The organism is Pseudomonas sp. MWU16-30317 (assembly GCF_020515695.1).
GTDB lineage: Bacteria > Pseudomonadota > Gammaproteobacteria > Pseudomonadales > Pseudomonadaceae > Aquipseudomonas.
Map to the genome: position 1 here is coordinate 481,731 of NZ_JAIWJA010000002.1, position 19,481 is coordinate 501,211.

The following is a 19,481-nucleotide window of genomic DNA, read 5'->3' on the forward strand; positions in this document are numbered from 1 at the left end:
CGATCAAAGTCTGAAGGGTAGCGAAATCCGGCGCTGAGGGGAATGCTCGTAGCGCGGTACTTCGCTTGTGCAAGCCCGAAGGCGCCAGTACCATTACCGCTCTCTTTTTCCGGCAGGAGCGGTTGGCATGATTTCGGGCAGTATGGTGGCATTGGTCACACCCATGGATGCACAGGGCCGTCTCGATTGGGACAGCCTGAGCAAACTGGTGGACTTCCACCTGCAAGAAGGCACCCATGCCATCGTTGCGGTCGGAACCACCGGTGAGTCGGCAACCCTTGATGTCAATGAGCACATCGAGGTCATTCGTCGCGTCGTCGATCAGGTCGCCGGGCGCATCCCGGTCATCGCCGGCACGGGCGCCAACTCCACCCGCGAAGCCGTCGAGCTGACCACCAACGCCAAAAACGCCGGTGCCGACGCCTGCCTGCTGGTAACCCCGTATTACAACAAGCCGACCCAGGAAGGCCTGTACCAGCACTTCAAGCACGTCGCCGAGGCCGTTGCGATCCCGCAGATCCTCTACAACGTGCCGGGCCGCACCGCCTGCGACATGCTCGCCGACACGGTCATACGCCTGTCCACCGTGCCGAACATCATCGGCATCAAGGAGGCCACCGGCGACATCGACCGCGCCAAGGCCATCATCGCCGGTGTTGCCAGCGACTTCCTGGTGCTCTCAGGTGACGACCTGACCGCTGTCGAGCTGATCCTGGCCGGTGGCAAGGGCAACATCTCGGTCACCGCCAACGTCGCGCCGCGCGCCATTGCCGACCTGTGCACCGCCGCCCTCAACGGTGACGCCGCGCTGGCCCGCGCCATCAACGACAAACTGATGCCGCTGCACAAGAATCTGTTCCTCGAAGCCAACCCGATCCCGGTCAAGTGGGCTTTGCATGAAATGGGCCTGATGCCCGAAGGCATTCGCCTGCCGCTCACCTGGTTGAGCGCTGACTATCACGAACCGCTGCGGCAGGCCTTGCGCCAGTCCGGCGTCCTGGTTTGATTGAGGAAGAACGACGCATGAAGCGATTGGCCGGTCTTAGTGCTCTTGCCGTGGTTATTTCGAGCACGAGCGGTTGTGGATGGCTCTGGGGCGACCAGGGTTATTTCCGCGACCGCGGCAATGATTATCTGGAGGCCAATCAGGCCCCAGCGATGCAAGTTCCACCCGACCTGACCCTGAGCAAGCGTCTCGACCCTCTGCTGCCGATCCCGCGCAACGTCGCGGACGATACCGACAAGCTCCACTTCGAAGTGCCGCGTCCGCTGCCCCTGCAAGTGGCGGCTGCGGCCAGCGACTACTCGCTGCAACGCACCGGTAGCGGCAGCTGGATCCTGGCCCAGAAAACCCCCGCCGAAGTCTGGCCCGTGGCGCATCAGTTCTTCGAGGACAACGGCTTCCGTATCGCCGACGATCACCCGCAAACCGGTGAGTTCAGCACCACCTGGCAGCGTTTCGACGAGCTTTCTGCTGGCATGGCCGACCGCCTGCGCAGCAGCGCCAGCAGTGCTGATGGCCAGGCGCGCGTGCACGTGCGCATCGAGCCCGGCGTGCAGCGCAACACCAGCGAGATCTATGTGAGCAGCGCCGAGCGCCCGGCCGGCAGCACAGCCGACACCGCGTTCCCGGCACGCAGCGCCAACACCGGACTGGATTCGGTGCTGGTCGACCAGATGCTCGCCAACCTGACCCGCGAAGCCGAGAAGGGCGGTTCGGTGTCCTTGCTCGCCGCCCGCGATTTCGACGCCCCGAGCCGCGTCAGCCTGGTCGAAGACGGCAACGGCAGCCTGGTGCTCAACGTCGGCTCCGACATCGACCGCGCCTGGTCGAGCGTCGGCCGTGCATTGGACAAGGGCCAATGGCGCGTTGAAGACATCAACCGCAGCCTGGGCCTGTACTACATCAACCTCGCGGAAAAAGCCGACACGCCAGACAACAAGCCGGGCTTCTTCGGTCGTCTGTTCGGCCACGAGGCCAGCAAGGAAGAGATCGAGGCTCGTGCCCAGCGCTATCAAGTGCGCCTGAGCAAGGTCGGCGACAGCGTTCAGGTCACCGTCGAGAAGAACATCAACACCTTGGCCCCGGCCGATATCGCCCGCCGTGTGCTGAGCGTGATTCAGGACAACCTGGGTTAAGTGCGCTTCGCCGTACTGGGAAGCGGAAGCCAAGGGAATGGCACACTGATCGCGAGCGAAGACACTCTGGTGCTGGTCGACTGCGGTTTCTCGTTGCGCGAAACCGAACGGCGGCTGGCCCGCCTGGGCGTTGCAGCGGCACAATTGAGCGCCATCCTGGTGACCCACGAACATGCCGACCACGTGCATGGCGTGGGTTTGCTGTCTCGGCGCTACAATATACCGGTCTACCTCAGCCAGGGGACCTTGCGCGGGATGCGCAAGCCGGTCGAGGCGGCAGGCCATGTGGTCTGCGGACAGCAACTGGAAATCGGTGCCTTGCGCATCGACGTGGTCCGCGTGGCGCACGATGCGCTGGAGCCGACCCAATATGTATTCAATGATGGTCGGCGACGTTTTGGTCTGCTCACGGATCTGGGCTCCTGGTGCCCCCGTGTACGGGACCACTATGAGGGCTGTGATGCCCTGATGATCGAAGCCAACCATTGCCGCGATCTGCTCGCGCGCGGCCACTACCCGAACTTTCTCAAGCTGCGGGTAGGCGGCAGCGAAGGACATCTGAACAACCACCAGGCCGCCGACCTGGTGGCCGAGCTGGGCTGGAAACACCTGCAACACCTGGTACTGGCCCACCTCAGCAGCAAGAACAACCTGCCGCAGCTGGCCCGGCAACAATTCGTCGACACCCTCGGGTGCGACCCGGCCTGGCTGCAACTGGCCGATCAAGATTCAGGGCTCGACTGGCGCCACATCGCCTAGCCCACCTACTTAGCAAGCGGAGCCCATCATGGAAAAACGTGAAGAACTCTACCGCGGCAAAGCCAAATCGGTATACAAGACCGACGACGCCGACCGCTTGATCCTGCTGTTTCGCAACGACACCTCGGCGTTCGACGGCAAGCGCATCGAACAGCTCGACCGCAAGGGCATGGTGAACAACAAGTTCAACGCGTTCATCATGCAAAAGCTCGAAGCGGCCGGCATCCCGACCCAATTCGACAAGCTGCTGGCCGACAACGAAGTGCTGGTCAAGAAGCTCGACATGATCCCGGTCGAATGCGTCGTGCGTAACTACGCCGCCGGCAGCCTGGTCAAGCGCCTGGGCGTCGAGGAAGGCCTCAAGCTCAACCCCTACACCTTCGAGCTGTTCCTCAAGGACGACGCCAAAGGCGACCCGTTCATCAACGAATCCCACGTAGTGGCGTTCGGTTGGGGTACCGCCGAGCAGTTGGCGAAGATGAAAGAGCTGTCCCTGAAGGTCAACGAGGTGCTCAGCAAGCTGTTCGACGACGCCGGCCTGCTGCTGGTCGACTTCAAGCTGGAGTTCGGCGTGTTCAGCGACGGCTCCATCGTCCTGGGCGACGAATTCAGCCCTGACGGCTGCCGCCTGTGGGACAAGGACACCAAGAAGAAAATGGACAAGGACCGCTTCCGCCAGGGCCTCGGTGACGTTATCGAAGCCTACGAAGAAGTCGCCCATCGCCTCGGTGTGCCGCTGTAAAGTGTTGTCTGCGCGCAAGCATTTGATAGCACGGAAATTTTTTTGCATTGGGGGCTTCGCTTCCGGGCAATAGCTTGATATGATGCGCGCCGTTGGAGAGATGCCGGAGTGGCCGAACGGGACGGATTCGAAATCCGTTGTACTGGTGACAGTACCTAGGGTTCAAATCCCTATCTCTCCGCCATACATAGAAACCCCTGTAATTCCCTGAATTACAGGGGTTTTTTATTTTCCGGCGTACTGCTCCGGCGTCACTGTATGTGACGAGTCTTCGGAGGTACGCGTGCTGCGGAGGAGGGCGCTGTATGGTGGTTTCGATTACCCAGCTACCCCACGCAAGCACACCTCCACACAAAGCCCGCCACCTTCACGCTCACTCAGCGTCAGCCTGCCACCCAGCGCAGTCGCCAACTGCTCAGCAATGGCCAGCCCCAGGCCGGTGCCTCCCGTTTCTCGGCCGCGCGAACTTTCGATCCGATAAAAGGGTTTGACCACCTCGGCCAATTCATCACTCGCAATACCCGGCCCTCGGTCCAGCACCTTGATCGACAGGCTGCCATCCCCCCCCCGACTCACCTCGATCTCGGCACCCCCGGCAAATTTCACGGCGTTATCCAGCAGATTGGCCAGTATCCGCCGCAGCCCCTGTGGCCGGGTATCCAGCAGCGCCGCGGTACTGCCACGCAACTCGACGTTCTGACCGACATCCTGATAGTCAAACACCAGACTCTGCAAAAACGCATCCACATCAATCCGCCGACTCGCTTCAGTCGCCCCATGGCTGCTGCGCGCATAGGCAATACCTTCACGCACCAGATGCTCGATCTCCCCTAGATCATGGGTGAGTTTGTCTTTTTCCACTGACTCATCCATGAACTCGGCGCGCAGTTTCATGCGGGTGATGGGGGTCTGCAGGTCGTGGGAAATCGCCCCGAGGATCTGCATGCGCTCCTTGAGGTAGTCGGCGATGCGTTGCTGCATGGCATTGAACGCCGTGGCAGCGTGGGCGACTTCTCGCGGGCCGGTTTCTTCCAGGGGCTTGCCGGGGGTGTTCGGGTCTAGCGCTTCGGCGGCCCGCGCCAGATTGGCCAAGGGCCGTATGGCGATGCGCACCGCCACCCAGATCAACAGCAACAGCAGGGCGAACTGAATGGCCAGTGCCACCGGTAGCCACAAGGCGACGGGCAGGTCGCGGGGCTCGACATCAAGGCTGATCGACTGGCCGTCGTGCAGCGCCAAATGGACCCGGAAATGCGCGGCTGAGCCTGTAAAGGTGGGCTGGTATTGTCTCAACGCATTGGCGATGGCCTGGGCCGCGGGGGGCAGCGGATCCAGCGCGGGTCCTGCTTCAGTGGTGCCCATCTCATAGCGATAACTACGGCCTTGGAGGCGCTCCAGCCAAGCGCCACGCTCGCTGGCGGGCAAGCGATCGAGCACCGCCACGCTGACCCCCACTTCGCGCTCGATGATCGAGTTGATCATGCTCGACGAGCTTTGATAGCGCTCGTAGAACTGCGAGCCGAAGGACAGCCCGTAGGCAAGGACCAGGCCGATGAAAAAGATCAGCGACAGCTGGGCGGTGAGAGTGCGCGGCAGGCGCATCATGGCGTGGCGCTCAGGGTTTCGACACTCATGGAAAACACATAACCCTCGCTGCGCACCGTCTTGATGTAGGCGGGCTCGCGGGCATCGTCCTGCAAGCGTTGGCGCAGACGGCTCACCAGCAGGTCGATGGAACGATCGAACAGGTCGGCGTCCCGGCCTTGGGTGAGATTGAGCAGTTGGTCGCGGTTGAGCACTCGCTGCGGGTGATCGAGAAACACCTTGAGCAGCCGGTATTCGGCACCGCTCAGGGCCACCAGGGTGTCCTGGGCGTCGAGCAGATGGCGGGCGACGGTGTCCAGGCGCCATTTGCCGAAGGCCAGCAGATGTCCTTTGTCCGTGGCCTGCAGGTTAGGTGGCAACATTCGAGTACGGCGCAGCACGGCATTGATACGCGCCAGCAGTTCGCGGGCCGAGAACGGTTTGGTCAGGTAGTCATCGGCGCCCATCTCCAGGCCGATGATGCGGTCGGTCTCGTCGTCGCGCGCGGTCAACATCAGGATCGGCGTCGCTCGGTGCTTGCCCGCCCGCAGCTCGCGGCACAGCAGCAGGCCGTCGTCGCCGGGCATCATGATGTCGAGCACGATCAGGTCGACCGGCGTGCCGTCCAGAAACTTGCACATCGCACGGCCATCGGCCGCGACGCTGGTGCGCAGTCCGTTCTTCTTCAGGTAATTGCCGATCAGCTCGCGGATTTCGCGGTCGTCGTCGACGATCAGAATGTGGTCCACATGGTCCATGGGTGACGCCTCTCAGCCCTTGCCGGGCGGTTACGCACTACAAGGTGACGGCAAAGGCGGGGAATTTCCAGCGGCTTTGTATCGAACTGTATCTGGGTGCCTCGTCGATACGTTGTGATTGATTGCCGACCCGCCACGACACATTGCAGATACGTCCAGAGCATTCAATGGCTCCACGGCGAAACGCAGCGCCACGGCCTGCCAAGCCTCTCCCGAACCCTGAACGCACACCGAGGAAACCCCCATGAACATCTTCAAGAAAACCTTGCTGTCGAGCGCTTTTATCGCTGCCGGCCTGGCCTTGGGCATCAGCAACGCCAGCGCCGCGCAAGCCGCGCCGGTAAAGAATATCGTGCTGGTGCACGGCGCCTTCGTGAACGGCTCGGGCTGGAAACCGGTCTACGACATCCTGGTCAAGGACGGCTACCACGTGTCGGTCGCCGAACACCCGCTGACCTCGTTTGCCGATGACGTGACCGCGGTCAAGCGCATCGTCGACCAGCAAGACGGCCCCACTATTCTGGTCGGCCACAGCTATGGCGGCGCGATCATCACCGATGTCGGCAATGACGAGCATGTCACCGGCCTGGTCTATATCGCCGCCCATGCCCTCGATCAGGGGGAGACCGAAGCGCAGAACGGCAAGCTGTACCCCAACGCGACCAAGGCCGTGAAGAAAACCGACGACGGCTTCCTCTATCTGGACCCGGCCTTCTACCCCGCGGATTTCGCCGCCGACCTGCCCAAGGCTCAGGCTGAATTCGAAGCCAACGCCCAAGAGCTCACCGCCGCCTCGGTGTTCACCACCCCAGCTGGCGTACCTGCGTGGAAAACCAAGCCTAGCTGGTACGCCGTCGCCCAGGCCGACCGCATCATCAACCCGGACCTGGAGCGCATGTATGCCAAACGGGCGAACAGCCATACCATCGAGATCAAGGGCGCCAGTCACTCGGTGTATGAATCGCATCCGAAGGAAGTGGCGGCGTTGATCGAGCAAGCGGCGCTGCATGCGGCGGACAAGGGCTGAGCGGCTATCAGTTCTGCCGAAATAGCGGGGTTACGGTGAGTTGAAGTGATTTGAACCCCAGCGCAGTGCTGGGGTTTTTGTGATCATTCGACGGCGATGTAGCCAGCGGTCCACCCCCATGCTTGGCTGATCATCTGCGGAAATGATTTGGGCCACTCGCCAGTATGTTTCGGTCCCCCAGCCTGACCTACTCTACCCGGCACTCTGGTCACTGGAAGGGAATTGCTCATGTGGAAACACGCCATACCACGGCTGCTCGTCTGTATTGCTTTGCTCGGCACCGCCGTCGTGAGTCTGGCAGCGCCACCGCTGCAACTGGACGTCTATAACCCAGGCGCGACGGCAGCCTTCCCCGTGAGTTCGGTGCTGGTCAGCGGCGAGAGGGACGCCATCCTCATCGATGCGCAGTTCGCCAAGCCCCAGGCTGAGCAATTGGTCGCGAAGATCCGCCACAGCGGCAAGAACCTCTCCACCATCTACATCAGCCATGGCGATCCGGATTACTACTTCGGCCTGGAGGCGCTCACAGGGGCCTTCCCCCAGGCCAAGGTCGTCGCCAGTGCGCCGACTGTCGCCCATATCAAGGCTACCATGGCCGCCAAACTGGCGTATTGGGGGCCGCAGATGGGCGATGGCGCACCCGACAAAGTGATCGTCCCTGAGTTGATGCAGGGTAGTGCGCTCACCCTGGAAGGCCATGAACTGCAGGTCATTGGCCTGGATGGGCCGCAACCGGAGCGCAGCTTCGTATGGATCCCTTCGATAAAAGCCGTGGTGGGTGGGGTGGTGCTGTCAAACAACATCCACGTGTGGATGGCCGACACCCAAAGTGCGGCTTCCCATCAGGATTGGCTGGCGACCTTGGCCCGGATCGAAAGCCTCGAACCGGTCACGGTCGTCCCTGGCCACTTCCTGCCTGGCAAGCTCGATTCCCGCGACGCTGCCGAGTTTACAGCGGGCTACATCAAGGCCTTCGACGCCCAGGCCGCTCAGGTTAAAGACGCGGCAGAGCTGATCGTGGCGATGAAGGCCCTGTATCCCGATCTGGCCGAGGAATCGTCACTCGAGATCAGCGCCAAGGTGGCCAAGGGTGAAATGCAGTGGTGAGTTGACGCCACCCGATACCGTCCGTGGAAGCGACTGGCAGCCCAAAGCGCTTACCTCCCATCGATTGCCATTGAATGATCAAGCCATTCTCAGGTCGATTCCTCCTGCAAGCGATGAATCCTCGACTCTCTTTAAAGGAATGACCAGATGGCGAATTCATTCAATGTCAAAGACTTCGGCGCCGTGGGCGACGGGCACAGTGACGACACCCTGGCGTTGCAAGCTGCGATCGACGCCGCATCGGCCGCAGGGGGCGGAACGGTGGTGATCCCCAGCGGCACCTATATCGTCAGCGCCCAGGCCTCCGGCAACGCGCTGATACTCAAGGACAACGTTCTGCTCGAAGGCGACACCACTGATCGGCCGACGCTGAAACTGGCAAACGGTTCCAGCGCTGATATCGACGGCATCCTGCGCGCTGATGGTAATGCGGTCGGCGTCAGCAGTCTGGTTATCGACGGCAACCGCGCGCATACCACGGGCGTGGTCAGCGATTTATCGCTGGGCGACGGCGCGCAACTGACGCTGAATTACGTCCAGGCCACCAACGCGTCCGGCTACGGCCTCGATCTACGCGCTGAGGGCGGTCAGGTCCAGTCCGACAAGGCCTACGTGGATTACAACGGGCAGGGTGGCGTGATCACGGCGGGGCTGGTCGGCAGTGCGCTCGATGACCTGATCGTCACGGACAACGATGGCAACGGTCTCACCACTCAAGGTGCGGTGAGGGTGCAGGACATCACCAGCACCAGTAATCAGGGCTATGGCGTCGCCGTTGTGGGTGACGCTGATGGCCATGCGGCGCAGTTGATCAGTGGATCGATCACCAGCAACCGCACCAGTGGAGTATTGATCGACAAGGCCAGCGACGCGGTGGTCGATCACCTGTCCATCTCGTACAACCGCCTGTTGGCCATCGAGGTACGCGATTCCCAGGGTACCCAGATCAGCACCAATCATATCGATGGCAGCTACCTGGACGCCAACCACTCCTACGTGCTTGTGCAAGACAGCACCGGCACCGAAGTGCGTGGCAACGTGATTGGCGCAACGGGCTATTATGACGGCGCGAGGTCCACCTACGGCGTCGAGGAGCGCGGCCAGAGCAACGACAACCGTATTGGTGACAACTTCATCGGCAACGCCACCGAGGGCGACGTCAAGGTGGTCGGCGCCACGACCGCAGTGTTCGATAACACCGACGCGTTGACCACCTACGGCTCCACGGGTGACGACGTGATCTCCGAATATGCCCGGGCTTACAACACTGTGTTGTATGGCGGTGCTGGTGACGACGTGATAATGGGTGGGGACCTCGACAATGAGTTGATCGGCGGTGCCGGCGTGGACCAGCTCGTGGGTGCGCAGCGCCACGATACCTTCCGATTCACCCAGCTGACCGACAGCTATCGCACTGCAAGCGCGAGCTTTGCCGATACCATCAGCACGTTCGATGTCAGCAAGGACAGCATCGATGTCACCAGCCTGGGGCTTAGCGGCCTGGGCAATGGCCACAACGGCACGTTGGACCTGACCTACAACGCCGACAAGGACCTCACCTACCTCAAGAACTATGACGCCGACGCTCAAGGCCAGCGCTTCGAGCTGATCCTCAAAGGCGACTACCGCACCAGCCTGACCGCGGATAATTTCCTCCCGCTCACCAACGGCACGTCCGGCGACGACAGCCTGCAAGGCACCACTCACGGCCGTGACACTCTGGTAGGCGGCGATGGCCGCGACGTGCTTTCGGGCCGCGGCGACGATGATCGCCTGGACGGCGGTGGCGGTGCCGATCGGCTGATCGGCGGTCAGGGCGCGGATACCTTCGTCTATAACCACCTGACCGACAGCCAGGTCGATGCCGCCGGGAAGGATCAGGGCCGCGACCTGATCGTCGACTTCAATAGCGCCGAGCATGACCAGATCGATGTCTCGGCCTTGGGGTTCACCGGTTTCGGCGATGGGTACGGCACCACACTGAGCCTGACCTACGACAGCGCCAACGACATCACTCGCCTCAGCTCAAAAGAGCTGGACAGCGCCGGCAATCGTTTCCAGATCGCCCTGAACGGCGACCATGTGCTTGACCTGGGCGCCAACGCTGTCGAGTTCGCCCGGGCTGACAGCCCGCAAGAAACCAGCACCTATCCGGGGCAGATCTTGACCACCGGCACGGCGGCGAGCGACAGGCTCATCGGCTCGGCAGACGCGGACCGTCTCTATGGGCTGGACGGTGACGATGTGCTGCAGGGGGGCGCCAATAGCGACTTCCTGCTCGGTGGCCATGGCGCAGACAAACTTACCGGCGGCAGCGGTAGTGATTACTTCGTGTTCCAGAGCGTCGAGGACAGCTACCGCACCGCTGACCAGAGCCATACCGACCTGATCACCGATTTCAATCAGGGCTACGACAGCCTCTCCGTCAGCGCACTGGGCTACACCGATATCGGCGATGGCTTCAACGGCACCTTGAAGATCGACTACAACGCCGCCCTTGACCGCACCTATGTCCGCGACCTGCAGGGCGACGACCAGGGGCGGTTTTTCCAGATCGCCCTGAGCGGCGATCAGACCCAGAACCTGCGGTACAACAACATGGGCTTCGCGGATCGCGATGTGTCGGCGGATGTCGCGCCGATCGAGGTGGTGGGTGTGGCTACTCATGCCGATCATGCTGTTGGGTGATCAAGGCGCAACCCCGCTGACTCAATGATGCGGGGTTCACTGGTCACGACTGCACACTTTCTCGGCATTACCACCCTTTAATCCCCTCAAGCTTTCCCACCCCCGGCCGTTAAATGTACAGGACCCGATACATTCATATAGAGAATGGACAAATCTCATGACGGCCATCACATCTGCCAGCCTGCCCCTGACGACCAGCCTCTCCGCCATCACGCCGATCACCAGTGCGCCGGCGGCCACGACCCTGATCTCCACCACGGCGAACACAGCCACGGATTCACCCGCGGCGGTGGTATCCCTGGGCAACGCCATCACCACGGCAGTGGACCTGTACTCCTCCCGGGGCACGCTAGCTGATGCGCCGCCCGCTCTGATGTGGGAAAACACCACACAGAACAAGGTCACCAGCACCATTGCCGGCAACCTGAACTCGCAGGACGCATCGACGCGCTTCAAGGGCCTCGGCGCGGCACTGTTGACGCAGTTCGCCAACAGCGGCAGCGGTTTTTCGCAGTCGGTGCTGCAGCCGACCGGTAATGCCACGCCTTCTGCTTCGGCGCTGACCGCCCTGCAGTCCAACCTGCATGCCAATGCCGAAAACGCCGTGAGCCTGACCATCAAGACCGCCAGCGGCGCCACGGTGACGCTGAGCCTGAGCAGCAGCGACACGGGCCTGGGGGCGCAGGTCAGCGTGACGGGTGGCAAGCTCAACGACAGTGAACTGGCGGCCGTGAGCAAGCTGGCAGATGGGTTTCAGAGCGCCATCGACGGCCTGGGGGCCAAGCCGCCCAAGCTGAATCTGGACGGGCTGACCCAGTTCGACAAGAGTGCGCTGACCTCCGTGGACTTCACGGCCAAGCTGGCGGGCGGTGATATCCAGACGCTGAGTTTTTCGGCCGACGCCAATAAACGCAGCGTCAGCATGACCGGTGTGGTGGGCGATCTCAACTTGAGCGTCGACACCCGCAACACCGCGATTCTGGGCAACGCCGCGCAGCAAGCCAAGGCGTTGCAGACCTACCTGACGAAGTTCGATTCAGCCCGTGCCCGCGGTCACGGCGACGAAGAGTTGATGAGCATGTTCAAGGACGCGTTCACCACCTTCAATACCAATGTCGGTAGCGCGGCGGCTACCACGAGCGGGGCGGTGTTGAGCGATACCGACCATGCGATGTTGACCGGCCTTGCGGATTTCAGCGCGTCGATCAGCCAGCACGCGCAGTCGGTCAACCCGATGCGCACCAACGAGGTGGACACTTTCGCCTACACCGTGTCGCAGTCGACCCAGGCCAAGGGCGCGCAGGCCAATCGCAGCATCGATCAGCAGCAGCAGTCGCAGCTCAGTGCCAGCTATCACCAGGCTCTATACCCGGGCACCAGCTTGAACCTGACCCTGGACAAAGACTCGCAGAACTACACCTATTTCAAGATTGCCGACAGCGCCAGCAGCTCGTCGAGCATCGCCTACAGCAAGAACGCAATCATTTCGGCGGCACTGTCGCAGTCGTCCACGCAGTCCAAGACCGCGCTTACCTATGTGCTCGGGCAGCTGCAGTCGACCGTCACCACACCCAAGCAGGTGGCGCAGGCGAGCAGTGTCAAGGACTTGCTGGAGGATGCCCTCAAGCAGGACAAAGCCTCGGGCTTTGGTGGCAGTGGCAATGGCCCGGCATACAAGGCGGCCATCAACGGCATTCACGAGCGCGTGCTGGGTGCGTTGGACATCGCTACGTCAAATTGACAGCGTATGCGCCGGGGCACAGGGCCCCGGTGCGGCGTGTCAAGCCAGGGTGCAGCCGGCGAACGCGGTCTGTTCCTGAATCGCGGTGGCAATGCTCTTGCGCGTGGCCACATGCTCGACGCCATGGCTGTCGGTAAACACCGCAGGCACCAGCACTTCTTTCTCTTCTTCGTCCATTTCGATGCTGAAACCCAGCAGCGCGAACGCTTCGCCATCCTGGCTGAGATTGGCTGCCGGGCGCCCGACGCGGATCGGGAACGGCAGGCTGACCTCACCGTTGCTGAGGGTGAAGACTTCCATCTCTTTTTTCGGGCGCGAGGCCTTGGCCTTGCCGCCGGGCTCTTTCATGGCCAGGTGGGTGTGGTTGAGCACCTTCAGGGCCAGACCGTAGATGATGTTCTCGAACGCCGGGTCGTTACGGAAATTGTGCAGGATCTGCGAAATCGAGAAACGGCTGCTCAGGTCTTCCAGGGCCGTGGCGTTGGCTTGCTCGATGTCCTTGATCTGCTTGAGTTCGCCCATCAGCTCATGGGCGCGATCGTCGTCGGTATCGTCCATCGCCTTGCGGATGGCGGCCCGCAGTTCACGGATCTTCTCGCTTTCGCCACTGGTATTGAAGGCATCGAGCACCATCTCGCTGATGTTCTTGGCCTGTGGCAGATGCTCGGAGCGATTGATCGCGTGTTCGTATTCGTCTTTGGGCGCCAGGGCGTGTGCAGCGGTCTCGGTGTTCGTGCTTTGCATTGTCGATCCATGTATCGGGTGAAGGGCGTGCAAGGTCGCGATGCCGGGTCGCGACGGTGCCGGGCAGGCATTAAATTCGCTTCTGGCCAGGAGTGCAATGGTGGCGGTGGTCGCAGTGCACTGGCCGAGACCAGTGGGCACCGCCCATCCATTGCGCTGCACTTTGTGCCGCCTTTGCCACTCACAACTTCATGAACCCATGATCGAGTGAGGATTGTATGGCTACGCACAAGCAAGAACATCGCCCGGTAGACGACGTATCCCAGGACCTCAACGAGGTACCACCCGAAGGCATCGAGCCGGACCTGACCCCCGCGCCGGGCACTCAGCGCGGGATTCCCGACGCCGAGCCGGCCCGTACTCAGCACGAGGCTCCAGCCTCGGCTTCAAGCCCGGCGCCTGGCTTTAGCCAAAGCCAAGGCCAAGGCGAGAGTCAGAGCCAGAGCCCCGGCCAGACCCAAAGCCAGACGCAGAAAGATCTAGGTTTTGACCCGGACTCGCCGGATGTCGCCGATCCCCAGGTCGATCCGGTCGGGCCCGCGCAGATTCCTGATGATGCCCCCGGCATGCAAGTGAAGAAGCGCGTCAATGACGACGAATATCCGCCTTATAACAAGCCGTAAGCGGCCGTCATTGTTACAAGATCAAGTCCCGACGACCCTTGTTTGTGTCTTGGCGATAACCGGTATATGCCACGCAGCCCACGAAAACCGCTGCCTGGCGCCGCGAGCCGCAGCCCAGACGCCTGGCGATGCCGGCCCAGGGCTGTACACGGACGCAGCCTGTTCTACACTCAGGCTGAAAACAACAAGAGTCCCAACCATAAGGGAAATCGTCATGATCGATTACAAGACCGAAAACCGTTGCTTGCTGTCCACCATCGCATCCGGGGAGATGCAGATCACTGGCAGGACTTCTCAGACTGTCACCGCGCTTATCCTGGCGGGTTTTCTGGCGGACCAGAAGACCTGCGAACCTGATGGCATGATGATGCATCGCGTCAGCCTGACGCCGGCAGGGCACCGATTACTGGAGGGTTTGTGGTACTGAAGCGTTTGATGATTTTGCGCTGACTGTACCGGCCTCTTCGCGGGCAAGCCTTGCTCCCACGGTGTTTACTGCTTCATCTTCATTCACCAGTGGTAGCAAGGCTTGCTCGCGAAGAGGCCCAAAACATCACCTCGTTGACTGCGGTTATACTCGTGTTTTTTCTCCGCAGGCTGCCCATGACCGACCCCCATCGCCTTCCCGTTCCCCTCGCCAAAGCCTATCGATTGCTCAACCATGGCCCGACCGTACTGGTCAGCGCTGCCCATGACGGCGCGCGCAATATCATGGCGGCCGCCTGGTCGGTGCCCATCGATTTCGACCCGCCCAAGGTCGCGGTGGTGCTCGACAAGTCGACCTGGACCCGCAAGCTGCTGGAAGCCTCGGGCACCTTTGTGCTGCAGGTACCGGTGGTGACCCAGGCCAATCTGGTCGAAACCGTCGGCTCGGTGTCCGGCCTGGCGCTGGATGATGCCGGCGATGGTGACAAGTTCGAGCGCTACGGTCTGCAGACATTTGCCGGCGCGGTGATCGATGCGCCGTTGCTGGAAGGCTGCGTGGCCTGGCTCGAATGCCGACTGATCCCTGAGCCGCACAATCAGGAGACCTACGACCTGTTCCTCGGCGAAGTCGTTGCCGCCCATGCCGACTCGCGGGTGTTCAAGGAGGGCCACTGGGACTTTACCGGCCACGATGAGCTGCGCACCCTGCACCATATCGCCGGTGGGCATTTCCTGGTGATTGGCGAGGCGGTGCAGGGCAGTGAGCAGCCGCCGTTGCCTCCCAGCGGAGCCTGAACGGGCCGGACGGTACAGAGAATTTTGTAACCAAGGCTGTCCAATACCGCATGTTGGAGGCCTCAGCGCTATGCTCCGCAACGTCAAACGGAATTAATCATCACTACAGGGCGCTTTTCATGTCTACCTATTCTTTCTTCGATCGCGAGGTTGTAGAGCGCGCGGCAAAAAAAATGATGGAACACAAAAATGGCGCGAGTGCGCCGGGTTTGTCCCTCGAGCTTAAAGTCGCTATTGGCTGGAAGGAAAAAACAGAGGAACAAATTCAGGCAGCATTCCGCGAAGCGGTGCTAAAGCTGCGTCGTGGCTGATTCGGTACCGGATTCCTCGAACGGCGAGGGCGATTACAATTTCATCTACACCAAGTTGGTGGACAACGAGAACGACGTTATCGGTGTCGTCGCCTATTCAGTTTCAGCTGGCAGCGAGATCACCGAAGCAGGCTGATCTCTCATCCCCGCTCGATATTCACCACTCAAACGCCGGCCGCCGCACCATCTGCGCGGCCCGTTCGATATCGGGTGCAAGCCAGCGATCCTCGTCATAGGCCGGCACCTCGCTGCGTAACAGTCGCCAGGCCCGGTCGGTTCCCATCCCCAAACGCTGCGGCTGAAGAAACTCGAACGCCTGCGCCGCCAGCAAATACTCGATGGCCAGCACCTGAGTGGTGTTGTCGATGACCTTGAGCAGCTTCAGCGTGGCACCGGTGCCCAAGCTCAAGTGGTCTTCCTGCAGTGCCGAGGTGACGAAGTTGTCGACCACCGCCGGCTGTGCCAAATGGCGATTTTCCCCGACCAGCGCGGCCGCCACATACTGGGTGATCATCATCCCCGAATTGACCCCCGGCTGGCTCACCAGAAACGCCGGCAGGCCACTGACCAACGGGTTGATCAGCCGATCCAGACGGCGCTCGGCCACGCCTGCCAACTCCGCGACCGCAATGCACATCAGGTCCGCCGCCATGGCCAGCGATTCGCCGTGGGGATTGGCCTGGGACAGCACGCGATACGCCTCTGGAGTACCGACCACCAGCGGATTGTCGGTGACCGAGGCCAGTTCGGCATCGATCTGCCGCTCGGCGTGTTTGAACTGATCACGGCAGGCGCCGTGAATCTGAGGGATGGAGCGAATGCTCATGGCGTCCTGGGTGCGGATCCCGCGGCTGTTGGCGATGACTTCGCTGCCCGCCAGCAGGGTGCGCAGGTTTTGGCCGACGGTCTGCACGCCGGGATGCACCTTGAGCGACAGCACGGCCTCGTCGAAGGCGTCGATCTGCCCGCGCAGAGCCTCGAAGCTCATGGCGCCGATGATATCCGCCCATTGCGCCAGGTTGCTGGCATCAGCCAATGCCAGGCTGGCCAGGCCGGTCATGCAGGGCGTACCGTTGACCAGGCTGAGGCCGTCCTTGGCTTGCAGTTCGACCACCGCGAGGCCCGTCTGATCCAGCGCCTGGGCGGCGCTCATCAGCAGGCCGCCGTGGGACACCTGGCCGATGCCGAGCAGGGCGATGCCGATATGGGCCATATGGGTGAGGTAGCCGACCGAGCCCTGGGACGGCACGCAGGGGGTGATGTCGTGGTTGAGCAGGTCCAGCAGACGTTGCACCACCGCCGGGCTGATGCCGGAGCGGCCGTGAGCATAGTTGTTGATGGCGGCGCAGATGATCGCGCGGGTCTGCTCGACTTTCAGCACCGGGCCGACCCCGCAGGCGTGGCTGAGCAGGGTGTTGCGCGACAGTTTGGCCAACTGCGGGCCTTGCAAGGCGATATCGCTGAGGGCGCCCAGGCCGGTGCTGATGCCGTAGGCACGCTCGCCGCGCTCGACGATATGGTCGACGATGGCGCGGGCATTGGCGATCTGCGCCCACACGCTGTCGGCCAGTTCGAGCCGCGCACCGTGCCGCGCTACGGCCACGACCTGGCGCCAATCAAGAGGCTGATCGCCGCGTTGCACCGGCGGGCAATGCGCGCTGTTGGCAGCCGGACGCGCGGAAGTGGGGTCCTGGAGGGTCACGTTAGGATCCGTAGCAAGGGGAACCGCGCTCATTCGGCGTTCCTCTGTTGATGACTGGAAACGAACTGGCGAAAGCGCTCGGTGGGCAGGCCTTCGAACAATTCTGCCGGGCTGCCTTGGGCATCGATCACGCCGTTGGCCATGAACACCACGCGGTTGGAAACGTGGCGAGCGAAGCCCATCTCATGGGTGACCACCAGCATGGTGCGGCCTTCTTCGGCCAGCGAGCGCATGACCCGCAGCACCTCGCCGACCAGTTCCGGGTCGAGGGCCGAGGTGGGCTCATCGAACAGCATTACCTGCGGGTTCATGGCCAGCGCCCGGGCAATGGCTACACGCTGCTGCTGGCCGCCGGAGAGGTGCGCCGGGTAATAGTCGCGGCGGTCGAACAGCCCGACCTTGTGCAGCAGTTGCTCGGCTTCTTCACGGCACTCGGCCGCCGAACGCTTGAGTACCCGCAGCGGGCCTTCCATGACGTTCTGCAGCACGGTCATGTGCGACCACAGGTTGAAGCTCTGGAACACCATGCCCAACTGGCTGCGCATGCGCTCGACCTGGCGCTTGTTGCCGGGCACTTGGCGGCCGTCGCGCTGGCGTTTCATTTCGATCAACTCGCCGTCGAGGCTGATGCTGCCTTCATCCGGGGTTTCGAGCAGATTGATACAGCGCAGGAAGGTACTCTTGCCCGAGCCGCTGGCGCCCAGGATCGATACCACGTCGCCCTTGTGCGCTTCCAGCGAGATGCCCTTGAGCACCTGCACCTGGCCAAAGGACTTTTGCAGGTTGGCGACCGACAATGCGGCCGATGAAGGCGTATTCATGAGGGCTCCAGGTGATTTATTCGGGGGAGGGGCTGGCGGTGTCGGTGGCGAGCGCGGCGCCCGGGCCATGCGGGCGCTCGCGCAGATGCGGCGTCAGGCGATGCTCGAGCCAGCCAATGGCCCGCACGATCAGGAAATTGAGCAGCAGGTAGATCACCGCCGCGCAGGCGAATACTTCCATGGTCCGGTAGGTGCGCTGGATGATCTGCTGGGCCACGCCAGTCACATCCCACACCGTTACCAGACTCGCCAATGCGGTGGACTTGACCAGCAACACGGCCTCGGTGGAATACGCCGGCAGGGCCTGGCGCAGTGTCACCGGGGCGATGATCCGGCGCAGCAGCGTCCAGCGCGACATGCCGATGGCCAGGCCTGCTTCGATCTGGCCGTGAGGTACGCTAAGCAGGCCGCCGCGGATGATCTCAGCGGTGTAGCCGGCGGTGCACAGCGCCAGCGACACCACCGCACAGCCATAGGGCGAGCGCAGCACCACCCAGGCGAAACTGTCACGGATGGCCGGGAACTGCCCCAGGCCGTAGTAGATGAGGAACATCTGGATCAGCAGCGGCGTGCCGCGAAACAGCATGATGTAGAAGCGTGCCGGGTAACTGAGCAGCGGCCAGCGGCTGACCCGCAGGCTGACGATACCCAGCGACAAGGTCAGGCCCAGCGCCAGCGAAGTGAAGAACAACGTCAGCGTGGTCGGCAATGCCGCCAGCAGCTTGAGCATGGTGTCGGCAAGAAAGGTGAAATCGATCATGGCAGGCGTCCGCAGTCAGGGGATCTGGCGACGCTGGGTGCGTCGTACGCGGGCTTCGGCAAAGCCGAACAGCCGACCCGAAAGGCCCGTCAGGATCAGGTAGAGCACCGCCCCGACGATGTAAAAGGTGAAGTACTGGCGCGTCGAACCGGCAGCCACCTGGCTGGCGCGCATCAGCTCCACCAGGCCGATCACCGAAATCAGCGCCGAGTCCTTGAGGCTCATCTGCAGCACATTGCCCAGGCCCGGTAATGCGTAGCGCATGACCTGCGGCACCAGCACCCGGCGAAAGCGCATCGCCGTGCTCATGCCGATCGCCAAGGCAGCCTCCAGCTCGCCCTTGGCCACTGCCAGATACGCACCGCGAAACACTTCGGCCTGGTATGACCCGGAGATCAGCCCCACCGCCAGGGCGCCGACCAGGAACGGCGGCACATTGATGTAGCCTTCGCCGCCAAACCAATGCCCCACCGCCGACACCACGCTGGCGCCGCCAAAATAGAACAGATAGATCACCAGCAACTCGGGAATGCCGCGGAACAGGATCGAATACAGGTCGCCCAGCCAGCGCAGGCTGCGCCGCCGTGACAGCTTGGCGGCAGCCACGAGGCTGCCGAACACCGCGCCGACCAACAGCGCGGCGAACGTCAGCAGGATGGTCATGCCGGCGGCCTTGAGCAGGGCCATGCCCCAACCGGTATCACCGAAGCTGAGCAGTTGCAGGATATTCATCAGGGTTGCCTCTCAGGGCGCT

General features: G+C 62.2%; 19 protein-coding genes, 1 tRNA gene and 1 pseudogene. 14 read left to right on the plus strand and 7 right to left on the minus strand.

The annotated features are described in order from the left end of the window. Positions 1-127 precede the first annotated feature (127 nt). The 5 genes from dapA (at position 128) to LIX93_RS06940 (ending at position 3,824) form a co-directional block, all read left to right on the plus strand. Complete coding sequence (gene dapA, locus LIX93_RS06920) at positions 128-1,006, plus strand: 4-hydroxy-tetrahydrodipicolinate synthase (protein ID WP_226503272.1); 879 nt, start codon at positions 128-130, stop codon at positions 1,004-1,006. Positions 1,007-1,023: 17 nt separating this feature from the next. Continuing rightward, on the plus strand, positions 1,024-2,139 hold the full coding sequence (gene bamC / locus LIX93_RS06925; protein WP_226503273.1) for an outer membrane protein assembly factor BamC: 1,116 nt from the start codon (positions 1,024-1,026) through the stop codon (positions 2,137-2,139). Next, entirely contained in the window at positions 2,140-2,898 is a 759-nt protein-coding gene (locus LIX93_RS06930; protein ID WP_226503274.1) for an MBL fold metallo-hydrolase, read from the plus strand. 28 nt (positions 2,899-2,926) lie between these two features. After that, positions 2,927-3,640, plus strand: coding sequence for a phosphoribosylaminoimidazolesuccinocarboxamide synthase (gene purC, locus LIX93_RS06935; protein ID WP_226503275.1), 714 nt, complete (start codon positions 2,927-2,929; stop codon positions 3,638-3,640). Between the two features lie 94 nt (positions 3,641-3,734). After that, positions 3,735-3,824 (plus strand) — tRNA-Ser (locus tag LIX93_RS06940). 134 nt (positions 3,825-3,958) lie between these two features. Here the strand turns inward: LIX93_RS06940 and LIX93_RS06945 are convergent. Continuing rightward, the gene (locus tag LIX93_RS06945) at positions 3,959-5,242 is read right to left on the minus strand and encodes a HAMP domain-containing sensor histidine kinase (protein ID WP_226503686.1); all 1,284 of its coding nucleotides are present in this window, start codon (positions 5,240-5,242) and stop codon (positions 3,959-3,961) included. Beyond that, positions 5,242-5,982, minus strand: a complete 741-nt coding sequence (locus LIX93_RS06950; protein ID WP_226503276.1) for a response regulator — start codon at positions 5,980-5,982, stop codon at positions 5,242-5,244. The genes LIX93_RS06945 and LIX93_RS06950 overlap by 1 nt, the downstream gene beginning before the upstream one ends. Before the next feature lie 244 nt (positions 5,983-6,226). Between LIX93_RS06950 and LIX93_RS06955 the strand changes: the two genes are divergently transcribed. From LIX93_RS06955 to LIX93_RS06970, 4 genes are all read left to right on the plus strand, one after another. Beyond that, complete coding sequence (locus LIX93_RS06955; protein ID WP_226503277.1) at positions 6,227-7,009, plus strand: alpha/beta hydrolase; 783 nt, start codon at positions 6,227-6,229, stop codon at positions 7,007-7,009. A 228-nt stretch (positions 7,010-7,237) separates the two neighbouring features. Continuing rightward, positions 7,238-8,116, plus strand: coding sequence for an MBL fold metallo-hydrolase (locus LIX93_RS06960; RefSeq protein WP_226503278.1), 879 nt, complete (start codon positions 7,238-7,240; stop codon positions 8,114-8,116). A gap of 147 nt (positions 8,117-8,263) precedes the next feature. Next, on the plus strand, positions 8,264-10,804 hold the full coding sequence (locus LIX93_RS06965) for a glycosyl hydrolase family 28-related protein (protein ID WP_226503279.1): 2,541 nt from the start codon (positions 8,264-8,266) through the stop codon (positions 10,802-10,804). A gap of 157 nt (positions 10,805-10,961) precedes the next feature. After that, complete coding sequence (locus LIX93_RS06970) at positions 10,962-12,545, plus strand: lactate dehydrogenase (protein ID WP_226503280.1); 1,584 nt, start codon at positions 10,962-10,964, stop codon at positions 12,543-12,545. 39 nt (positions 12,546-12,584) lie between these two features. Here the strand turns inward: LIX93_RS06970 and LIX93_RS06975 are convergent, their stop codons facing one another. Next, positions 12,585-13,289 carry a hypothetical protein gene (locus LIX93_RS06975; RefSeq protein ID WP_226503281.1) on the minus strand — a complete coding sequence of 235 codons (705 nt, stop codon included), beginning with the start codon at positions 13,287-13,289 and terminating at the stop codon, positions 12,585-12,587. A 467-nt stretch (positions 13,290-13,756) separates the two neighbouring features. Between LIX93_RS06975 and LIX93_RS06980 the strand changes: the two are divergent. The 5 genes and pseudogenes from LIX93_RS06980 to LIX93_RS07000 form a co-directional block, all read left to right on the plus strand. Beyond that, positions 13,757-13,912: pseudogene (locus LIX93_RS06980) on the plus strand (DUF6021 family protein); the annotation flags it as partial. A 214-nt stretch (positions 13,913-14,126) separates the two neighbouring features. Continuing rightward, the gene (locus LIX93_RS06985; RefSeq protein ID WP_226503282.1) at positions 14,127-14,339 is read left to right on the plus strand and encodes a hypothetical protein; all 213 of its coding nucleotides are present in this window, start codon (positions 14,127-14,129) and stop codon (positions 14,337-14,339) included. 176 nt (positions 14,340-14,515) lie between these two features. Continuing rightward, the gene (locus LIX93_RS06990) at positions 14,516-15,133 is read left to right on the plus strand and encodes a flavin reductase family protein (RefSeq protein ID WP_226503283.1); all 618 of its coding nucleotides are present in this window, start codon (positions 14,516-14,518) and stop codon (positions 15,131-15,133) included. A gap of 119 nt (positions 15,134-15,252) precedes the next feature. Next, on the plus strand, positions 15,253-15,444 hold the full coding sequence (locus LIX93_RS06995; RefSeq protein WP_226503284.1) for a hypothetical protein: 192 nt from the start codon (positions 15,253-15,255) through the stop codon (positions 15,442-15,444). Beyond that, a complete protein-coding gene (locus tag LIX93_RS07000; protein ID WP_226503285.1) occupies positions 15,437-15,580 on the plus strand; it encodes a hypothetical protein in 144 nt (47 codons plus the stop codon). Before LIX93_RS06995 ends, LIX93_RS07000 begins: the two co-directional genes overlap by 8 nt. A 21-nt stretch (positions 15,581-15,601) precedes the next feature. Here the strand turns inward: LIX93_RS07000 and hutH are convergent, their stop codons facing one another. Genes hutH through LIX93_RS07020 form a run of 4 tightly spaced genes read right to left on the minus strand, consistent with a single transcriptional unit; the run spans position 15,602 to position 19,459 of the window. Next, entirely contained in the window at positions 15,602-17,179 is a 1,578-nt protein-coding gene (hutH, locus tag LIX93_RS07005) for a histidine ammonia-lyase (RefSeq protein WP_226503286.1), read from the minus strand. Further along, a complete protein-coding gene (locus LIX93_RS07010; protein ID WP_226503287.1) occupies positions 17,176-17,967 on the minus strand; it encodes an ATP-binding cassette domain-containing protein in 792 nt (263 codons plus the stop codon). The genes hutH and LIX93_RS07010 overlap by 4 nt, the downstream gene beginning before the upstream one ends. Positions 17,968-17,983: 16 nt before the next feature. Beyond that, positions 17,984-18,727 carry an ABC transporter permease gene (locus LIX93_RS07015; protein ID WP_226503288.1) on the minus strand — a complete coding sequence of 248 codons (744 nt, stop codon included), beginning with the start codon at positions 18,725-18,727 and terminating at the stop codon, positions 17,984-17,986. A gap of 15 nt (positions 18,728-18,742) precedes the next feature. Next, complete coding sequence (locus LIX93_RS07020; RefSeq protein WP_226503289.1) at positions 18,743-19,459, minus strand: ABC transporter permease subunit; 717 nt, start codon at positions 19,457-19,459, stop codon at positions 18,743-18,745. Positions 19,460-19,481 lie beyond the last annotated feature (22 nt).

What these genes read in the sequence shown, in the direction of transcription:
- purC (WP_226503275.1), top strand. Translation starts at nt 2,927, where the DNA reads ATGGAAAAACGTGAAGAACTCTACCGCGGCAAAGCCAAATCGGTATAC.
- LIX93_RS06945 (WP_226503686.1), bottom strand. Translation starts at nt 5,242, where the DNA reads ATGCGCCTGCCGCGCACTCTCACCGCCCAGCTGTCGCTGATCTTTTTC.
- dapA (WP_226503272.1), top strand. Translation starts at nt 128, where the DNA reads ATGATTTCGGGCAGTATGGTGGCATTGGTCACACCCATGGATGCACAG.
- LIX93_RS06950 (WP_226503276.1), bottom strand. Translation starts at nt 5,982, where the DNA reads ATGGACCATGTGGACCACATTCTGATCGTCGACGACGACCGCGAAATC.
- bamC (WP_226503273.1), top strand. Translation starts at nt 1,024, where the DNA reads ATGAAGCGATTGGCCGGTCTTAGTGCTCTTGCCGTGGTTATTTCGAGC.
- LIX93_RS06970 (WP_226503280.1), top strand. Translation starts at nt 10,962, where the DNA reads ATGACGGCCATCACATCTGCCAGCCTGCCCCTGACGACCAGCCTCTCC.
- LIX93_RS06975 (WP_226503281.1), bottom strand. Translation starts at nt 13,289, where the DNA reads ATGCAAAGCACGAACACCGAGACCGCTGCACACGCCCTGGCGCCCAAA.
- LIX93_RS06990 (WP_226503283.1), top strand. Translation starts at nt 14,516, where the DNA reads ATGACCGACCCCCATCGCCTTCCCGTTCCCCTCGCCAAAGCCTATCGA.
- hutH (WP_226503286.1), bottom strand. Translation starts at nt 17,179, where the DNA reads ATGAGCGCGGTTCCCCTTGCTACGGATCCTAACGTGACCCTCCAGGAC.
- LIX93_RS06960 (WP_226503278.1), top strand. Translation starts at nt 7,238, where the DNA reads ATGTGGAAACACGCCATACCACGGCTGCTCGTCTGTATTGCTTTGCTC.
- LIX93_RS06965 (WP_226503279.1), top strand. Translation starts at nt 8,264, where the DNA reads ATGGCGAATTCATTCAATGTCAAAGACTTCGGCGCCGTGGGCGACGGG.
- LIX93_RS07020 (WP_226503289.1), bottom strand. Translation starts at nt 19,459, where the DNA reads ATGAATATCCTGCAACTGCTCAGCTTCGGTGATACCGGTTGGGGCATG.
- LIX93_RS07010 (WP_226503287.1), bottom strand. Translation starts at nt 17,967, where the DNA reads ATGAATACGCCTTCATCGGCCGCATTGTCGGTCGCCAACCTGCAAAAG.
- LIX93_RS07015 (WP_226503288.1), bottom strand. Translation starts at nt 18,727, where the DNA reads ATGATCGATTTCACCTTTCTTGCCGACACCATGCTCAAGCTGCTGGCG.
- LIX93_RS06995 (WP_226503284.1), top strand. Translation starts at nt 15,253, where the DNA reads ATGTCTACCTATTCTTTCTTCGATCGCGAGGTTGTAGAGCGCGCGGCA.
- LIX93_RS06955 (WP_226503277.1), top strand. Translation starts at nt 6,227, where the DNA reads ATGAACATCTTCAAGAAAACCTTGCTGTCGAGCGCTTTTATCGCTGCC.
- LIX93_RS06985 (WP_226503282.1), top strand. Translation starts at nt 14,127, where the DNA reads ATGATCGATTACAAGACCGAAAACCGTTGCTTGCTGTCCACCATCGCA.